A 15,053-nucleotide genomic window follows, 5' to 3' on the forward strand; every position below is an offset into this window, starting at 1 on the left:
GGCCGAGCGCGTCAACGCATAGGCCCGGCCGGCTCCCGCACCGGACGGACCCCGCGTCGGTCTGCCGCCTACACCGGCCTGCCCACGGGCCTCCCGCTCGTACGGGCCCGGTGCTCCCGAGACGCCTGCTCGGGGTGGCGTGCGCGCCAGTACGGGTTGTCGTGCGGCAGGGCGCTGCCCACCCGCCCGTACATCCCGAACCACATCAGCATCACGCCGACCACGAAGCTGAACAGCACGTTGGGGATGTGGAAGGCCAGGAAGTTCATCTGAGTGTCGAGCAGTGCGAGGTTCACGAACCCGCTCGCGATGAACAGCAGTCCCAGCACGATGTTGAGCGTCGAGGCGAAGCTGCCGCCGATCACCATCCCGGCGAACAGCAGCAGTCCGAAGCAGATCGACAGGACGCTCAGCGCGCCGTTGGTGTTGAGCGCGAGCACCGTGTCCCCGCCGGTGTCGAAGAATCCGATCCGGTCGATGAGCCCCAGGATCCCGAAGAGCACCAGCAGCAGCCCGGTCAGGCCGGCGCCGACCCGGTAGACCTGGCTGAGCTTGTGATCGGTGGGCAGGTGCTCGTCGAGCTGCGCGTTGACGGGACGCATGACGCGGTTCAGTACCGCGGGGAAGGACGGCCCGGGCGTGGGTGGTGGCCCGTACGGCTCGTGGGCCACGTACGGCGCGTAGTGCTCATGCGGCTCGTGGCATCCGTAGAGCGCGTGCGGCGAGTACGACTCGTGCGGTGCGGGCGACACGAGTGGTACGGGCGGTACGGGCGACGGGGGCGGCGCGGGAGGCGCCTGGGACCGGCGAGAGGCCCGGGACCAGCGAGGTCCGTGGGGCCAGTGGTGTGTGGGGGAAGCTTGGGCGGCCATGGCGCCCTCCTCTGCTCCGTTCCTGGCCCCTCCAGCATCCGCTGGTGCCCACCATCGGACAACCCCGGCCGGTGGCGGCCGGGCCGCGGCTCAGGCGTGGCCGCGCTCGGTCCGGATGTCCGACACCACCCGCTGCACGCCCGACCGCACGGCCTCCGTCTCCTGGAGGAAGGCCCAGTAGTCGGGATGGCGGTCCTCCAGGGCGGCCAGCGCCCGGGTCACCCGGGCCACCGCCTCGTCCAGCGGACGCGCGTGCCGGTCCTCGGGGACCGTACGGCCCTCCATCGCCAGCCGCTGCGCGTCCCGGATCGCGAACCGCGTCCGCTGCACCTCCGCCTGCGGGTCCCGCGCCACCGCCTCCAGCCGGGTCAGCCGGTCCTGCGCCGCCGACACCGCCTCGTCGGTGGCGTCCAGCGAAGTCCGCACCGCCTCCACCAGGGCCGTCACATCGGCCCAGCGCTGCTGGTCGCGCGCCCGGCCGGCCTCCGCGAGCCGCTCCTCCGCCTGCGCGACGTCCCGTACCGCCTGCTCCGGCACCTGCTGGAGGTCCTGCCAGCAGGCCGCGCTGAAGCGCCGGCGCAGCTCGCTGAGGACCGGATCCACCCGGTCCGCCCGGTTGCGCAGCGCCTGCGCCCGGGTCCGCAGGCTCACCAGCCGCCGGTCGATCTCCGCGGCCCGCTCCGGGAGCCGCGCCGCCTCGGCCCGTATCGCCTCGGCGTCACGCAGGATCCGGTCGGCGCGCTGGACGGTCTCCTGCACCCCGTGCTGCGCGGCGCCCTGGTTCAGCTTGGTCAGCTCCGGCCCCAGCGCGGCCAGCCGGGCGGCGAGGTCGTCGGCCCGGATCCCCTTGCCGCGTACGTCGTCCAGCGCCGTGCTCGCCGCGAGCAGCGCGGCCCTGGCCCGCTCCCGGGCGGGCGCCACCCGGGCCAGCTGGGTCTCGGCCCGGTCCAACAGCGGCTGCAGGCCCTGAGCGAACCGGTCGAGTTCGCCCTTGACCCGCACCAGCTCGTCCTTGGCCCGCGTCAGCTCCTCGCGGGCCCGCGTCGCGGCGGACGCCTCCAACTCCACCCGATCGAGATCGTGCGCGTCGACGGCGTCGATGTAGACATGGCTGACCTGGTCGATCCGCTGCCCGAGCGCGACGAACCCCTCACTCGCCCGGCGCGCCTCCGGCGAGCCGTCAGCGGCCGCGATCGTCTCGATGGAGATCCGCAGATCCCGCTGAGCGGTGTCCAGCTCGTAGAACGCCGCCGCGGCGGCATCCTTCGCCGCCTGCGCATCCGCCCGCCGACTCTCGTCCCGCCCGCCACCGAACCACCGCCGGGGTGCCGTCGTCACAGTCGCCTCTCCCGTACCCGGTCCGCAATTCCCCTGCCCCGGCCCATTCTCCCTCACGGGAACGGGTTTGCGTGGGGACTACGCCCTGCATGTAGGCTGTCCACTCATCCACGGGTGCGTAGCTCAGGGGTAGAGCGCTGCTCTTACAAAGCAGATGTCGGCGGTTCGAAACCGTCCGCGCCCACAGTGAGAAGACCCCCCGCCGTTCACGGCGGGGGGTCTTCTGTGTCCACATCCTGACCGACATCGGCGGCGACCACCGTCAGGGACGACCTGTCGGCGCCAGAGCGGCTGGAGCAGTCGCAGGCTGTTTGGCCCGTTGTGGGTCCGCTGCCTGTCAAGTCACGTGATGAGGGGACATGACGTGTCCTGCGAGCCGAGGGCTTACTGGGATCTCCCACTTCCCCACTGAAGGAGAATCCCATGGCCCGTATTTCCCGGAAGCACCGTCTGACGATGTTCGCCCTTTCGGCCACCTTCGTCGGAGGAGGCGCGTTGCTGCCCACCAGCGCATTCGCCGCCCCGGCTACGCCGCATCCCGGCGATCTGGCCGCAAGCGCAGCCACCCGTGCCGAGACGAACTTTGTTAATGAGAGCAAAGGCGGGTGGGGCGGGTGGGGCGAGCAGGATGGAGTGGGCAAACGAACGAACGGACACAAAAACAATAAGAAGCGCGGCAACCAGCCTCGGGACGTGGAGAACATGCCCGGCTGTAAATTCGTCAGTGGCAAGGTGTACTGCGAGGTCAAACCTGACCCGAAGCCTGCCGAGCCGAAGCCTGAGATCGAGGTTCGGCCCGGCCGGGTGATTCCCGGCCCGGGTCCGTTCGTGGACCCCGCGACCGGCGCGGACACACGGGGGAAGGCGCCGAAGTGAGCAACCTGACCGGACACCAATAGGTCCGCGACTCGAGAGACCCCCGCCGTTCACGGCGAGGGGTCTTCTTGTATTGCTCGGAAAGGGCGCCGGGTCGGCCGGGAGCGGGATAGTGGGGGTATGTGCCGATCCATTAAGACGCTGCGTCCGCCCGTGATTCCGGAGAAGGCGACCGAGGAGGAGATTCGGGCCGCCGCCTTGCAGTACGTGCGGAAGGTGTCCGGGTTCCGGGCGCCCGCCGCGCACAACCAGGAGGTCTTCGCGGCTGCCGTCGATGCTGTCGCGGAGGCGACCCGGGAGTTGCTGGAGGGGCTTCAGGTCAGGGGGGCGGGGGCGGCCGGGTAGGGGCGGTCAAGCGGCTGCCGGGACGGCGTCCTCTTCCGGGGGGACCACCGCGACCGGGCAGTTGGTGTGGAGCAGTACCGCGTTGGTGACGGAGCCCAGGCGCGGGAGAGGGGGGCTTGCGATGCCGGCCGATGACGAGCAGGTCCGCGGCCTGGGAGGCGGCGACCAGGTGGCCGGCCGCGTCGCCGGGCGCCGACAGCTGCTCGATCTCCACCTCCGGAAACCGCCGGGGCGTACGGGCGCAGGTGCGCCGAGGCCAGGGCTGCGACCTGGTGCGCGTTGGCGGTCTCCTCGGGCGCGGCGGTGCCGATGGCGTCGACGGCTGTGAAGGTCCGGCCGGGCCAGGCGTGTGCGACGACGACCTGGAGCCGGGCCCCGCGCCGGGCCGCCTCGCGGAAATGGTGCTTTCGTCGGGGGCCGCGCTGTTGAGACCGAGTACGACCTGCCCGTACGGGTCGCGCAGGGCTGGCTCGGCGCGCGGCATGGCCACCACGGGGCATGCGGCCCGGCCGGCGCAGGCGATGCCGTTCGAGCCGAGGAGGAGGCCGGCGAAGCCGCCGCGGCCGCGCGATCCGAGAACCGTCAGCTGGGCGTCCTCCCCCAGGCCGGGCAGTACCTGGTCGGGGGCTCCAGGGTACGAGGCGTACTCGATCGGGGGGAGCCCGGCGCGGCCGTGGAGTGCCTCGCGCACCCGGACCAGTACGGGGTCGCGAGGCACTCCACGGCCGCGCCGATGGTGTTCACGTAGAGGCGGGCGTGCACGATGCGCAGCGGGGCCCCGGCCATCAGGGTTTGGGAAATGGCCCACTCCAGGGCCCGGTTGCCGTTCGCGGAACCGTCGACGGCGACGATCACGGGGCGCGGGCTCTGGTCCATGGCGGGCTCCTCGGGGGCTGCGGTGCGGACTCAGCCTTGCGGGAGCGGCGCCGGTCGGGAGTGGGGAAAGTCCCGAACGGGGGCGGGACCATTGGCCACTCCCGTGGCGGGGAGGGGCGTACTAGTTCCGTTCGGGGTCGGTTGGGTTCGGGGTCGGTCGGGGCTTGGGTTGGCTGGGGGTTCGGGTCGGCTCAGGAGGCGTGGCCCGTGCGGCGGCGCAGGAACCAGGCGCCCGCGCCCAGCGCGCTCGCGACGAGCGCGCCTCCGACGGCGATCTCGACCGGGCTCACGGAGTCGACGCTGCCACCGAGTCCACCACGGGCGCCCCCCGGGGTGATGTTCAGAGCGACGGTGACGCGCTCGCCGCCGGGGCCGCCGCACTCGAAGGTGACGGGATGAGAGCCGGCGCTGATGGTCCTCGAGGTGGTGGCGGAGCCGAACAGGTTGGTGGCCTCGGCGTTGCCGGGGGTCAGCCATACGTCGCCGAAGGCACGGGACGTGGCCTTGCCAGTGCGAGTGCCGCAGCCGGTGACGTTGAGGCTGACCCGGCCCCCGGGGGCGACGTTGGTCGGGGAGACGCTGCCGGAGGGCTGGGCCTGGGCGAGGGTTGGTGGAGCGGCCGCGGTGAAGGCGACGGTCGCGGCGGCGACGGCCAGCAGGCGGGGCAGCGGACGGTACCGGCGGGGGCTGTGCGGGGTGGCGGACATGGAGAGGACTCCTCGGGCTCCGGGAACGACGCGGCGCGGATTCGGGTGCGCACCGTCCTCTGGACGCTAGGAGCCCGGCGCTGCCGCGGCGATCGCTGCCGGGTGAACGGGTGAGCGACTGCTCCGCTCGGGGGAGGCCGGACCAGGACCGTGACCCGGACCGGGGCGGGACGGGGAGTGGCTCCGGGCCGGGACGGGGAGCCCGGGGAGGCTTCTCGGGGTTGGGACGGCGCCGGAGCCCTGCGCTATCGGTCGCTGGTCCGGCTGCCGGAGTCGTTGTCGCCGTCGCCGTCGGAACGGGGGGCCGGTCGCGACACGGGCCGCGGGGACCGGAGCGGGGCCAAGCAGGGGCCGGTCGGGGGCGTGGGACCGGGCGCCGGAGGGGGCCGTCGCGGGGCGTGGGGCCCGGACCGGAGCGGCAGGCGCAGGATGGGGGACCCGGGCGGAGTGGGGTCCGGCCTTGGGATGGGGCGGCCGGGTGTGGGGGTGGTGTCAGGTGGTGGGGGATGGCGTGGGGCGGCGGACTACGAAGGCTGCCAGGGCGCCGGCGGCGAAGAGGGCGATCAGGGAGATCGCGGTGCCGAGCCAGGTGGTGCCCAGCCACTGGGTGCCGAAGTAGCCGAGGGCGATGCTGTAGCCGGCCCAGGCGATGGCGGCCAGGACCGACCAGGGCAGGAACTCCCTGACCTTGCGGTGGGTTTTGCCCGCGCCGAGGGAGACCACCGAACGGCCGGCCGGGGCGAAGCGGGCGATCACGACCAGGGCGCCGCCGCCGCGCGCGAGGGCGGTGCCGAGTCGCTCGTGGGCCCGGGTGAGCCGGCGGGAACGGGCGATGGCCCGGTCGAGCCGGGCCCCGCCCCGCCGCGCCAGCCGGTACGCGGCCATGTCGCCCAGTACCGAGGCGGTGACGGCCGTGACCAGCAGCGCCAGGATGTCCGGCACCTGAGCCTGCATGGGCACCGGTCCGGCAGCGCCGGTCGCCGCCGCGGCGGCGGCTGCCGCGGTGATCACCAGTACCCCGCTCGGCAGCACCGGCAGGAACACGTCGAGCAGGATGGACAGCGCCACGAGGGCGTAGATCCATGGGCTCGAAGTCAGCGAGCCCAGAGTCTCAAGCAAAACGGGACTCCCCAGTCCGGTTGACGTGCCTCGGCGTGAGGCGCCGCGACGTCGCGGGGAGCGGCAGGGGCGGCTGACAGCGGGACAGCGTACGCCGGACGTCCACGGACCGGACGCCCGGGGCCGTGCTCCGGCGCGACGGCTTCGCCCCTCCGTGCGTCAGTTCGGAGGCGTGAGGTCGCGGTCCAGGACCGTCACCAGGCGGGGTCCCTTGCGGGCCTGGTCCAGGCGCAGCCGCGCGGAGCGCCCCGACAGTGCGAGCGTCATGAGCTGATTGCCGAACCACGGGCCGCCCGTACGCCGCCAGCTCAGGGGAGGCCGGCCCGTCCGGCCGTGCCGGGAGAAGGCCCGGCCCAGCCACCGGCCCGCCCGCGACCAGCCCAGCCGGAAGCCCCATTTCACGGCCGTGTGGATGGAGTTGTGCACCGGGGAGCACGTCAGCTGGAACACCTGTGCCGTGCTCGGTATTCGGGGCTCCGCGATGTACGCGTGGTGCACGTCTCCGGATAGCACGCACACCGTCGCCGGCGCCCGAGGGCCCGTACCGACCTCCTCGATCAGGTCGCTGAGCGCCGCGAACGAGGCCGGGAACGCCGCCCAGTGCTCCAGATCGCTCCGCCGCCGCAGGTCCTCCCCGATCCGGGCCCACCTCGGGCCCCGCTCCCCCCGGCACAGCGCGGCATTCCACACCTCCGCGTCGTGCACCAGCGGCGGCATCAGCCACGGCAGTGACGAGCCGATGAGGAGGTGGTCATAACCTCCGTGCCCGGCGAGGGCGTTGTCGCGGAGCCACTGCTGCTCCGACGGGTCGAGCATGGCCCGCCCGTCCTCATCGAGCACCCGGGCGGCCCGGGTGTCCACTATCAGCAGCCGGGTCCGGCCGAAGTCGCGGCGGTAGCTCCAGCGGACCGCGGCCGCGTCGGCGTCCGCGGAGGCGGCGAAGTCCCGTAGCGCGTCGGTGCCGTCGGGGGTCGCCCGGACCGCTCCGTACACGGGATCGGCCGCCAGCTCGGCGGGGGAGAGGTTGCCGAGGTGCTGGTACACCCAGTACGACATCAGGCCGCTGAGGATCCGCTCCTGCCACCACGGCGTGGCGCGCATCTCCGCCAGCCAGGCGGCGCTGGTGTTCCAGTCGTCGATGACGTCGTGGTCGTCGAATATGTGCAGGCTCGGAACGGTGGAGAGGAGCCAGCGGATCTCCGGGTCGAGCCAGGATTCGTAGTAGAGCCGGGTGTACTCCTCGTAGTCCGCTACCTGGGCGCCGGGGGCCTCGCGGAGGTCCCGCCGGGCCGCGAGCCACCGGCGGGTGGAGCGGGAGAGCTGGTCCGCGTACACTTGGTCGCCGAGGAGGAGCAGGACGTCGGGCCGCTCCGCTTCCGGGTCGGTGGCCAGCTGGGCGGCGAGGGTGTCGAGCGCGTCGGGGCCGTGCGGTCCGCGCTTGTCGGCCGGCGGGGCGGCCTGGCGGCAGGAGCCGAAGGTGAGGCGGAGGCCGGGAGCGGTCGCGGAGCCAGGCCTTCCCACGGGCGGAGTGGTGATGGTGCTCGGGGGGAACGGGTCGTCGGGCAGCGGCCAGACATGGAGGCCGTCGAGGAGCACCTCGTAGGCCGTGGTGGAGTTCGGCGTGAGGCCGGTGACGGGGATCAGGGCGTAGTGGTGGCCGGCTATCTGGAAGGTGTGGACGCTGCCGCCGGAGCCGTCGGCGCAGCGGACCTCGGCGGTGCACGGGCGGTCCGCCTCGACCCAAATCGTGGCGGAGTCGCCCGCGGCCCAGTCGACGTGGCGCAGCAGCGGTCCCAGGCGCAAGGCCCCCATGTAACTCCCCCTCCTTCGTCCGGCATTGCCGTTCGATCACGGTACGACGGGGAGGGGGTGGTCCACCTCCCCCTGGCGGGGGAAAGATCCTTGGCCAGGGTGGGGTGGGTCCGGGCCCGGGTACGGGCCCGGTGCGGGTGTCAGCAGGCGTTGAGGATGTTGACCAGTGCCGTCTTCTCCGTCGAGTCCATGCTCAGGGCCCAGTACTGCTTCACCCCGACCCACATGCGCGCGTAGGTGCAGCGGTAGGCCGTGCGCGGCGGCAGCCACTTGCCGGGGTCGAGGTCGCCCTTCGCCTGGTTGACGTTGTCGGTGACCGCGATGAGCTGGGGCCGGGTGAGGTCGTTGGCGAACTGCTGGCGCTTTGTGGTGGTCCAGGAGTTGGCGCCGGAACGCCAGGCCTCGGCGAGGGGGACGACGTGGTCGATGTCGAGGTCGGAGGCGGCCGTCCAGGTGGCGCCGTCGTACTCGGAGTACCAACTGCCGCTGACGGCAGCGCAGGCGGAGTCCTGGACCACGCCCGAACCGTCGCGCTTGAGGACGGTCTCGCGGGTGTTGCAGGTCCCGGAGACGGTGCTCCAGTGGGGGAAGAGGTCGCGGCTGTAACCGCTGGTGGAGCCTTCGGTCTTCGGGGTGACGGTGGTGAGGTAGGAGCGGGCGGCCGCGGCACTGATGGGCGTGGGAGGGGCGGCCGCGGCGGTGGGGGCGGCGAGGAGGGTGGCCAGGGAAGCCGCCGCGAGTATGGAGGCGAGCGAGCCGAGTCGACGCGCGTAGAGCGAGGGTATGAAGGGCATCAGGGGCTCCTGAGGGTGAGCGGGAACGGGACGGGTGTGCTGTGGGGCGTGGCCATGCTGGCCGCGGGGGGTTTCGTGGAGGTGGGCGTGAGGTGTCAGTTTGAAGGCATGAGCATGTCATGGCGAGGTGGATGACGGCCTTGGGGTGGGCGAGTTGGGATTCGGCGGCTACCGGCTACCGGCTACCGACTGCGGGATCGGGAACGGGAACGCCGGCAGGCATGGCAACGGCGCCGCACCCGGTCGTTCCGGGGGCGGCGCCGTGATCTGGCTTCAGAGGCCGGTCGTGAAGGGGTTGTTGTGGACCGAGTTGGAGCTGTAAGTGGTCCGGTCCTTGCGCAACTGTGCGGTTCGCTCCAGCTCGATCCGGACTCCGTCCGCCGTCTCCGAGTGGCGGCGCCTTTCCCGGCGCATCACCTTGACGACGGCGTACAGCCCTGCGAGTCCCATCAGCAGGAAGAGGATGATCAGTTCGGTCATGAGTTTCCCCCCGTGGTCAGCTCTCGGCCCGCGCCTTCCGATGACCCGGTGATCCCGTGATCCGGTGCGCCGCGGTCGAACGTACCGTCCATTGTCAGACCTGACTGTAAGGCTGCGGCCATGGAGACGACGATGCAATTGACCATCGACTGCGCCGACCCGCGGGTGATGGTGACGTTCTGGACGGAGGCGCTGGGGTACGTGCCGGAGCCGGCGCCGGAGGGGCATGCGACCTGGCGTGCGTACTGGGCGGGCATGGGGGTGCCCGAAGAGGAGCTGCCCGAAGGGGTGGGGGAGTTGCCGGAGTCGATCGTGGATCCGTCCGGGCGGGGACCCCGGGTGTGGTTCCAGCAGGTTCCCGAGCCCAAGGCCGGCAAGAACCGGGTGCACCTGGACCTGAAGGTCAGTGGTGGACGCGGTGTTCCGATGGAGCTCCGGACGCGGCGCGTCGACGGCACGGTGGAACGGCTCACCGGCGCGGGGGCGACGGTGTTGCGGGTGCTGGACGAGCTGGAGACGCACTACGCGGTGGTGCTGCAGGACCCGGAGGGAAACGAGTTCTGCGTCGCTTGAGTCAGGAGGTGGGGGCTTGATCAGGTCTGGCCCGGCCCGACATCCGGGTCTGGCTCAGCCGGGTTTTGGAGGACCGCCTGGGACAAGCAGCCTGGGTAAGGCTCGGCCCAGGCGGGTGTGGCTGGCTGGCTCGCTCGGGTCCGCCTGGACCCGGCCACGGGCTGACGCCCGGATTTGGCCTCCCGGGTCCAGCTCGCCTCGGTCGGGCCGTACGAGGAAGGCCGCCTGAGTCAGGCTCGCGCGGGTCGGGTTCGCCTGTGTTTGGTCCGACTGGGTCTGCGCCGCATGGGGATGGGGTCGGCTCGCCCGGACCCGGCTTGCCCGGGTCAAGGGCCGCCTTACGCCCGCGTCGGGCCCAGCTGAGTCCGGCCTGTCTGGGCCAGGGCGTCCCGCCAGGCTCACCCGGCCCGGTCCGCCTGACCCGGGCCTCGTCCGGTCTGGGTCCGTGAGGCCCGGGTCCGTCCGGGCCTCGTCCGGTCTGGGTCCGTGAGGCCCGGGTCCGTCCGGGCCTCGTCCGGTGGGTCAGGCTGCCCGGAGCGTGAGGGTGATGGAGCCGTCGGGGGAGGTGGCGACGTCGACGGCGGTCAGGTCCAGGACGTGGGCCGTGGGGCGGTGGGCGGCGGCGCGGGGGCCGACGCCGATGACCCGCATGCCCGCGGCCTGGCCCGCGGCGATGCCGGCGGCCGAGTCCTCGAAGACGATGCAGTCGGCCGGGTCCACGCCGAGGGCGGCGGCGCCCATCAGGAAGCCCTCGGGGTGCGGCTTGCTGGCCTGCACGGACTCGGCGGTGACCCGGACCTCGGGCATCGGCAGGGCGGCGGCCGTCATCCGGGCCGTGGCGAGGGCCGCGTCGGCGGAGGTGACCAGAGCGTGCGGGAGGGCGCTGAGGGCGGCCATGAAGGCGGGAGCTCCGCCGATCGGGACGACGCCCTCGGTGTCGGCGGTCTCACGGGCGAGCATCACCGCGTTCTCGGCGAGGTTCTCTTCCATCGGGCGGTCCGGGAGGAGGATCGCCATCGTGGCGTAGCCCTGGCGGCCGTGGACCACCTTGAGGGCCTTCTCCGGGTCCAGACCGTGGGCGACGGCCCAGTCGTGCCAGCAGCGCTCGACCACCGCGTCCGAGTTGACGATCGTGCCATCCATGTCCAGGAGCAGGGCCTTGGCGGTCAGGATGGTGGTGGCGGTGGTGGTGGTGGTGCTGGCCGGCATGGGGAGGAACTCCAGACAGGACGGGAAAAAGAACAAGTGGTTCCGTCCACCGGTCAGGGAGTGAGGACGGAACCACTTTGTTCCTGAACCATACAAAACAAAGGGGGGTCCTCGCCACCCGATCCCGTGTGTTCTATCCCTCCAAGGCGCGACGGGTCGCCGGACCGTAGACGCCCCACGGGTCCTCGTCGATGCCGTTGTACGCCTGGAACGTCGAGACCGCCGACTCCGTACGGCTGCCGTACCGGCCATCGAACTTGCCGTGGTAAATGCCCTGGGCTGCCAACAGGCGCTGGAGCTTCTCCACCTCGGAACCCGAGTCCCCGTACTGGAGTGTCGGACCCTGTGCGGGGGGCCGAGTGGACGGTGCCGCGGAGCGGCTCGGGGTGGGTGACGGGGAGGCCGAGCGGGTCGACGAGCGGCTCGGGGTCGGGGTCGGGGTCGGGGAGGGTGAGGGAGACGGCGACGCGGACCGGGAAGGGCTCGAGGACCGGGAGGGCGACGGGGTCGGGGCGGCGCTCTCGGCGGACCGTGACGGGGCGACCTGGGTCAGGCTGATCACGGGGGAGGAGGGCTTCGCGTCGAGGAGCGCGGTCTCGGGGGCGTCGGAGCCGGAGAAGGCCGTCAGCGCTAGGGCGGCCGCGCCGATGACCGCCAGGGAGGCGGCGGCGATGAGGAGGATGCGTATGCGGCGCCGCGGGGGTGCGGACGAGTACGCCCCGTCGCCACCCTCCGTACCGTGCGCCCCGACCGCGCGGGCCTCGTGTGACCCGTACGGGCCGTAGGCACCGGGCATCGCGTAGGGCTCGTGCGCCGGGACGGGTCGCAGCTGCATCGTTTCTTCGGGCAGGGACGCCACGGGTATCCCGTACGCGGGAGTCTGCGCCCCGGTGTCCGCCGGGCCGGGGCGCGCGGTGGCGCCGGCCGGGCCAGGGTGCGACGGGGGGCCCACCGGGCCGGTGTGCGGCGCAGCGGTGCTCGCCGTGTCGGGGCGCGTGGCGCCGTCCGAGGGGCCGGGGGGCGTGGCGGTGTCCGGCCGGGCGGGGTGGGGTGGGGTGGTGGGGTTGGGGAGTGTGACGTACGGGCGGACGCGCAAGGGCTGGAAGCCCCGGGCGCAGCCGCAGGCCTCCGCCGGTGCGTCGCATTCTGGACAGTGCTCAGTGCTCACTCGAATCCCTCCCCTGGTCGCTGCCTGCGATTATGCAGACCCTCGGTAACCCGCCCAACCCGTCCGACAGGCCATAACGGGACACACCGCTCAGGATGGAGGAGTCGATCAGGCCTGAGGAGGAGCCGATGGTTCAGGACGTGACCACGGAGCCCGACCCGCGGAAGTCCGGCCCCAGTGCCGAACACGCTTCGCGCGAGGTGCTCGTATCCATCGGCGCGCTCCTGTTGGGGCTGCTCATCGCCGCGCTCGACCAGACGATCGTGTCGACGGCCCTGCCGACGATCGTCAGCGAACTCGGTGGGATGGCGCACCTGTCCTGGGTGGTCACCGCCTACATGCTCGCCTCCACGGCCGCCACACCGCTGTGGGGGAAGCTCGGGGACCAGTACGGGCGCAAGAAGCTCTTCCAGTACGCCATCGTGCTCTTCCTGATCGGCTCCGCCCTGTGCGGCCTCGCGCAGAACATGCCGCAGCTCATCGGCTTCCGCGCGCTGCAAGGTCTCGGCGGCGGCGGCCTGATGGTGCTGTCGATGGCGATCGTCGGCGATATCGTCCCGCCGCGCGAACGCGGCAAGTACCAGGGCCTCTTCGGAGCGGTCTTCGGAGCGACCAGTGTGCTGGGCCCGCTGCTGGGCGGACTGTTCGTGGACCACCTGTCGTGGCGCTGGGTCTTCTACATCAACCTCCCCATCGGTCTCGTCGCACTCGTCGTCATCGCCGCGAGCCTGCACATCCCGGTGCGTTCCGAGAAGCACACCATCGACTACCTCGGCACCTTCCTCATCGCCTCCGTCGCGACCTGCCTGGTGCTCGTGGCCTCCCTCGGCGGGACCTGGGGCTGGAGCTCCCCGGAGATCATCGGGCTCGCCGTGCTGGGCGCCGTGCTGCTGGTCGGCTTCATCCTCATCGAGCGGCGGGCGGCGGAGCCCGTGCTCCCGCTCAAGCTGTTCCGGGTCAGGACCTTCACCCTCTGCTCGCTGATCAGCTTCGTCGTGGGCTTCGCGATGTTCGGCGCGATGGTCTACCTGCCGACCTTCCTGCAGGTGGTCCAGGGCGTCTCGCCGACCATGTCGGGCGTCCACATGCTGCCGATGGTGCTCGGCATGCTGATCACCTCCACCGGCTCCGGCCAGATCGTCAGCCGCACCGGGCGCTGGAAGGTCTTCCCGATCGCGGGCACGGCCGTGACCGCCATCGGGCTGCTGCTCCTGCACCAGCTGGAGCGCGCCAGCTCGACCTGGGAGATGAGCGTCTACTTCTTCGTCTTCGGCGCCGGCCTCGGACTGGTCATGCAGGTGCTGGTCCTGGTGGTGCAGAACTCGGTCGGCTACGCCGATCTCGGTGTCGCCACCTCCGGTGCCACCTTCTTCCGCTCCATCGGCGCCTCCTTCGGCGTCGCCATCTTCGGCACGATCTTCACCAACCGGCTCGACGACAAACTGGCCGCCGCGCTGACGGGCGTCCCACTGCCCCCGGGCGTGGACGCGGGACGGCTGGAGGCCGACCCGCGCGCCATCGGGGCCCTGCCCGCCGAGCTGCGCCCGCGGGTGCTCGACGCCTACTCCACCGCCATCACCGACGTGTTCCTCTACGCCGCGCCCGTGGTGCTGGTGGCCTTCGTCGTGGCCTGGTTCCTCAAGGAGGACAAGCTGCGCGGCTCGGTGACGGCGCCCGACGTCAGCGAGACCCTCGCCTCCAACCCCGTCCAGCGGTCCTCCCGTGAAGAGGTCGCCCGCGCGCTGACGGCACTCGGTACCCTCCAGGGCCGCAAGCACGTCTACGAGAAGATCACCGCGAAGGCCGGCTACGACCTGCTGCCCGCCGCCAGCTGGATGCTGCTGCGGATCAACAAGTACGGCTCCGTCGAACCGGCGGCGCTCGCCGAGGGGACCATCGTGCCGCTGAAGGCCGTCACGGACGCGGCCTGCCAGATCGAAGGTCGCGGGCTCGCCGTCCGCGACGGGCTGGCCCTGGTCCTGACGGAGAAGGGCCGGGAGAGCGCGCTGAAGCTGTCCGCAGCGCGGGAGGACTCGCTCGCCGAACTGCTCGGCGACTGGTGGGGCCCGGACAGGCCGACCGACCTGTCCGAGCTGGTCGCGGAGATCAACGAGGAGCTCTGCGGATCCGACTCGGAGGAGCCGTACGAGGCCCTGCCGCGCCGGGACCACTCCGCCAGGTGACCACCCCGGCCCAGGGCCCGGGGGTCCCAGGGCCCGGGCGTCCCAGGCCCGGGGGTCAGACCAGGCGCTTCTCGAACCAGTGCTCGGCGTAGGGACCGGCGCTGTACGCGGGTATCTCCCCGTACCCGTGGCGCGCGTACAACGCCCTGGCCTCAACCAGGTCGGACCGGGTATCCAGCCGGACCCGCTCCGCGCCAAGCGCCCGGCCCGCCTCCTCCAGGGCCCGGAGCAGGGCCGCCCCGCCGCCCGTACCTCGGGCGCGCGGGTCCACGTACACCCGGGTGAGTTCGGCGGTCACGGGGTCCAGGAGGCGTATCCCTCCGCACGAGAGGGGCCGGCCGTCGAGTCTGCCGACCACGAACCGGCCCGTCGGCGCCGTGAGCTCGTCGTCCGGGAAGTCCAGGAGGCCCTGGTCGATCTCGGCCTCGGTGACGGACCGCCGCCAGTACCGGCCGGCGACCTCCGCGTAGTACGCGCGGCGCAGCAGCGTGGCGTCCGGGTTGGTGAAGGGCTCCGCGGTGACCTGCCATGTACGGGCAGAGGCCGAGGTCGCAGCCGAGGCCGGCGTAATGGTCGGCGTAGCGGCCGACGTAGCGGCCGACGTAGCGGTCGTGTCGGTGGTCGGGGCAGTGGCGGTGGGGTTCTCTCTGCTGGTCATGACGTCATTGTGGAGCCGTGCCCAGCCGCCCCGCGTTGGAATA

Annotated in this window: 16 protein-coding genes and 1 tRNA gene; 5 read left to right on the plus strand and 12 right to left on the minus strand. The window is 72.2% G+C overall.

Annotated features, from left to right (window positions below; genetic code table 11):
- Positions 1 to 68 precede the first annotated feature (68 nt).
- Positions 69 to 602, minus strand: a complete 534-nt coding sequence (locus tag OTB20_RS06155) for a DUF4383 domain-containing protein (protein WP_267815608.1) — start codon at positions 600 to 602, stop codon at positions 69 to 71.
- 360 nt (positions 603 to 962) lie between these two features.
- Positions 963 to 2,210, minus strand: coding sequence for a hypothetical protein (locus OTB20_RS06160; RefSeq protein WP_267815560.1), 1,248 nt, complete (start codon positions 2,208 to 2,210; stop codon positions 963 to 965).
- A gap of 112 nt (positions 2,211 to 2,322) precedes the next feature.
- Between OTB20_RS06160 and OTB20_RS06165 the strand changes: the two genes are divergently transcribed.
- The 3 genes from OTB20_RS06165 to OTB20_RS06175 all read left to right on the plus strand — a co-directional run bounded on the left by OTB20_RS06165 (position 2,323) and on the right by OTB20_RS06175 (position 3,431).
- Positions 2,323 to 2,394, plus strand: a tRNA-Val gene (locus OTB20_RS06165).
- 239 nt (positions 2,395 to 2,633) lie between these two features.
- On the plus strand, positions 2,634 to 3,086 hold the full coding sequence (locus tag OTB20_RS06170) for a hypothetical protein (protein WP_267815561.1): 453 nt from the start codon (positions 2,634 to 2,636) through the stop codon (positions 3,084 to 3,086).
- A 120-nt stretch (positions 3,087 to 3,206) separates the two neighbouring features.
- The gene (locus OTB20_RS06175) at positions 3,207 to 3,431 is read left to right on the plus strand and encodes a DUF2277 domain-containing protein (protein WP_267815562.1); all 225 of its coding nucleotides are present in this window, start codon (positions 3,207 to 3,209) and stop codon (positions 3,429 to 3,431) included.
- Here OTB20_RS06175 and OTB20_RS06180 read toward each other — a convergent pair.
- The 7 genes from OTB20_RS06180 to OTB20_RS06205 all read right to left on the minus strand — a co-directional run bounded on the left by OTB20_RS06180 (position 3,406) and on the right by OTB20_RS06205 (position 9,219).
- The gene (locus tag OTB20_RS06180; protein ID WP_324290338.1) at positions 3,406 to 4,122 is read right to left on the minus strand and encodes a universal stress protein; all 717 of its coding nucleotides are present in this window, start codon (positions 4,120 to 4,122) and stop codon (positions 3,406 to 3,408) included. The two genes, OTB20_RS06175 and OTB20_RS06180, sit on opposite strands and share 26 nt — an antisense overlap.
- A complete protein-coding gene (locus OTB20_RS42395) occupies positions 4,014 to 4,307 on the minus strand; it encodes a universal stress protein (RefSeq protein WP_324290339.1) in 294 nt (97 codons plus the stop codon). Before OTB20_RS42395 ends, OTB20_RS06180 begins: the two co-directional genes overlap by 109 nt.
- Positions 4,308 to 4,498: 191 nt before the next feature.
- Positions 4,499 to 5,014, minus strand: a complete 516-nt coding sequence (locus OTB20_RS06185) for a hypothetical protein (RefSeq protein WP_267815563.1) — start codon at positions 5,012 to 5,014, stop codon at positions 4,499 to 4,501.
- 492 nt (positions 5,015 to 5,506) lie between these two features.
- Positions 5,507 to 6,133 carry a DedA family protein gene (locus OTB20_RS06190; protein ID WP_267815564.1) on the minus strand — a complete coding sequence of 209 codons (627 nt, stop codon included), beginning with the start codon at positions 6,131 to 6,133 and terminating at the stop codon, positions 5,507 to 5,509.
- Positions 6,134 to 6,292: 159 nt separating this feature from the next.
- Positions 6,293 to 7,945 (minus strand): alkaline phosphatase D family protein, encoded by a 1,653-nt coding sequence (locus OTB20_RS06195; RefSeq protein ID WP_267815565.1) that lies wholly within the window; start codon positions 7,943 to 7,945, stop codon positions 6,293 to 6,295.
- Positions 7,946 to 8,085: 140 nt separating this feature from the next.
- Complete coding sequence (locus tag OTB20_RS06200; RefSeq protein WP_420716336.1) at positions 8,086 to 8,730, minus strand: HNH endonuclease family protein; 645 nt, start codon at positions 8,728 to 8,730, stop codon at positions 8,086 to 8,088.
- Between the two features lie 282 nt (positions 8,731 to 9,012).
- Entirely contained in the window at positions 9,013 to 9,219 is a 207-nt protein-coding gene (locus OTB20_RS06205) for a hypothetical protein (RefSeq protein WP_267815567.1), read from the minus strand.
- Between the two features lie 120 nt (positions 9,220 to 9,339).
- Here OTB20_RS06205 and OTB20_RS06210 point away from each other — a divergent pair, with 120 nt between their 5' ends.
- On the plus strand, positions 9,340 to 9,792 hold the full coding sequence (locus OTB20_RS06210) for a VOC family protein (protein WP_267815568.1): 453 nt from the start codon (positions 9,340 to 9,342) through the stop codon (positions 9,790 to 9,792).
- A 522-nt stretch (positions 9,793 to 10,314) separates the two neighbouring features.
- Here OTB20_RS06210 and OTB20_RS06215 read toward each other — a convergent pair.
- Complete coding sequence (locus tag OTB20_RS06215; protein WP_267815569.1) at positions 10,315 to 11,001, minus strand: HAD-IA family hydrolase; 687 nt, start codon at positions 10,999 to 11,001, stop codon at positions 10,315 to 10,317.
- A 133-nt stretch (positions 11,002 to 11,134) separates the two neighbouring features.
- The gene (locus OTB20_RS06220) at positions 11,135 to 12,169 is read right to left on the minus strand and encodes a peptidoglycan-binding domain-containing protein (protein WP_267815570.1); all 1,035 of its coding nucleotides are present in this window, start codon (positions 12,167 to 12,169) and stop codon (positions 11,135 to 11,137) included.
- A gap of 128 nt (positions 12,170 to 12,297) precedes the next feature.
- On the opposite strand from OTB20_RS06220, the gene OTB20_RS06225 reads away from it, so the two are divergent.
- Positions 12,298 to 14,352 carry an MDR family MFS transporter gene (locus tag OTB20_RS06225; RefSeq protein ID WP_267815571.1) on the plus strand — a complete coding sequence of 685 codons (2,055 nt, stop codon included), beginning with the start codon at positions 12,298 to 12,300 and terminating at the stop codon, positions 14,350 to 14,352.
- A gap of 55 nt (positions 14,353 to 14,407) precedes the next feature.
- Here the strand turns inward: OTB20_RS06225 and OTB20_RS06230 are convergent, their stop codons facing one another.
- Positions 14,408 to 14,923, minus strand: coding sequence for a GNAT family N-acetyltransferase (locus OTB20_RS06230; RefSeq protein ID WP_420716337.1), 516 nt, complete (start codon positions 14,921 to 14,923; stop codon positions 14,408 to 14,410).
- Positions 14,924 to 15,053: the final 130 nt, after the last annotated feature.

The organism is Streptomyces sp. H27-H1 (assembly GCF_026627445.1).
Classification (GTDB): Bacteria; Actinomycetota; Actinomycetes; order Streptomycetales; family Streptomycetaceae; genus Streptomyces.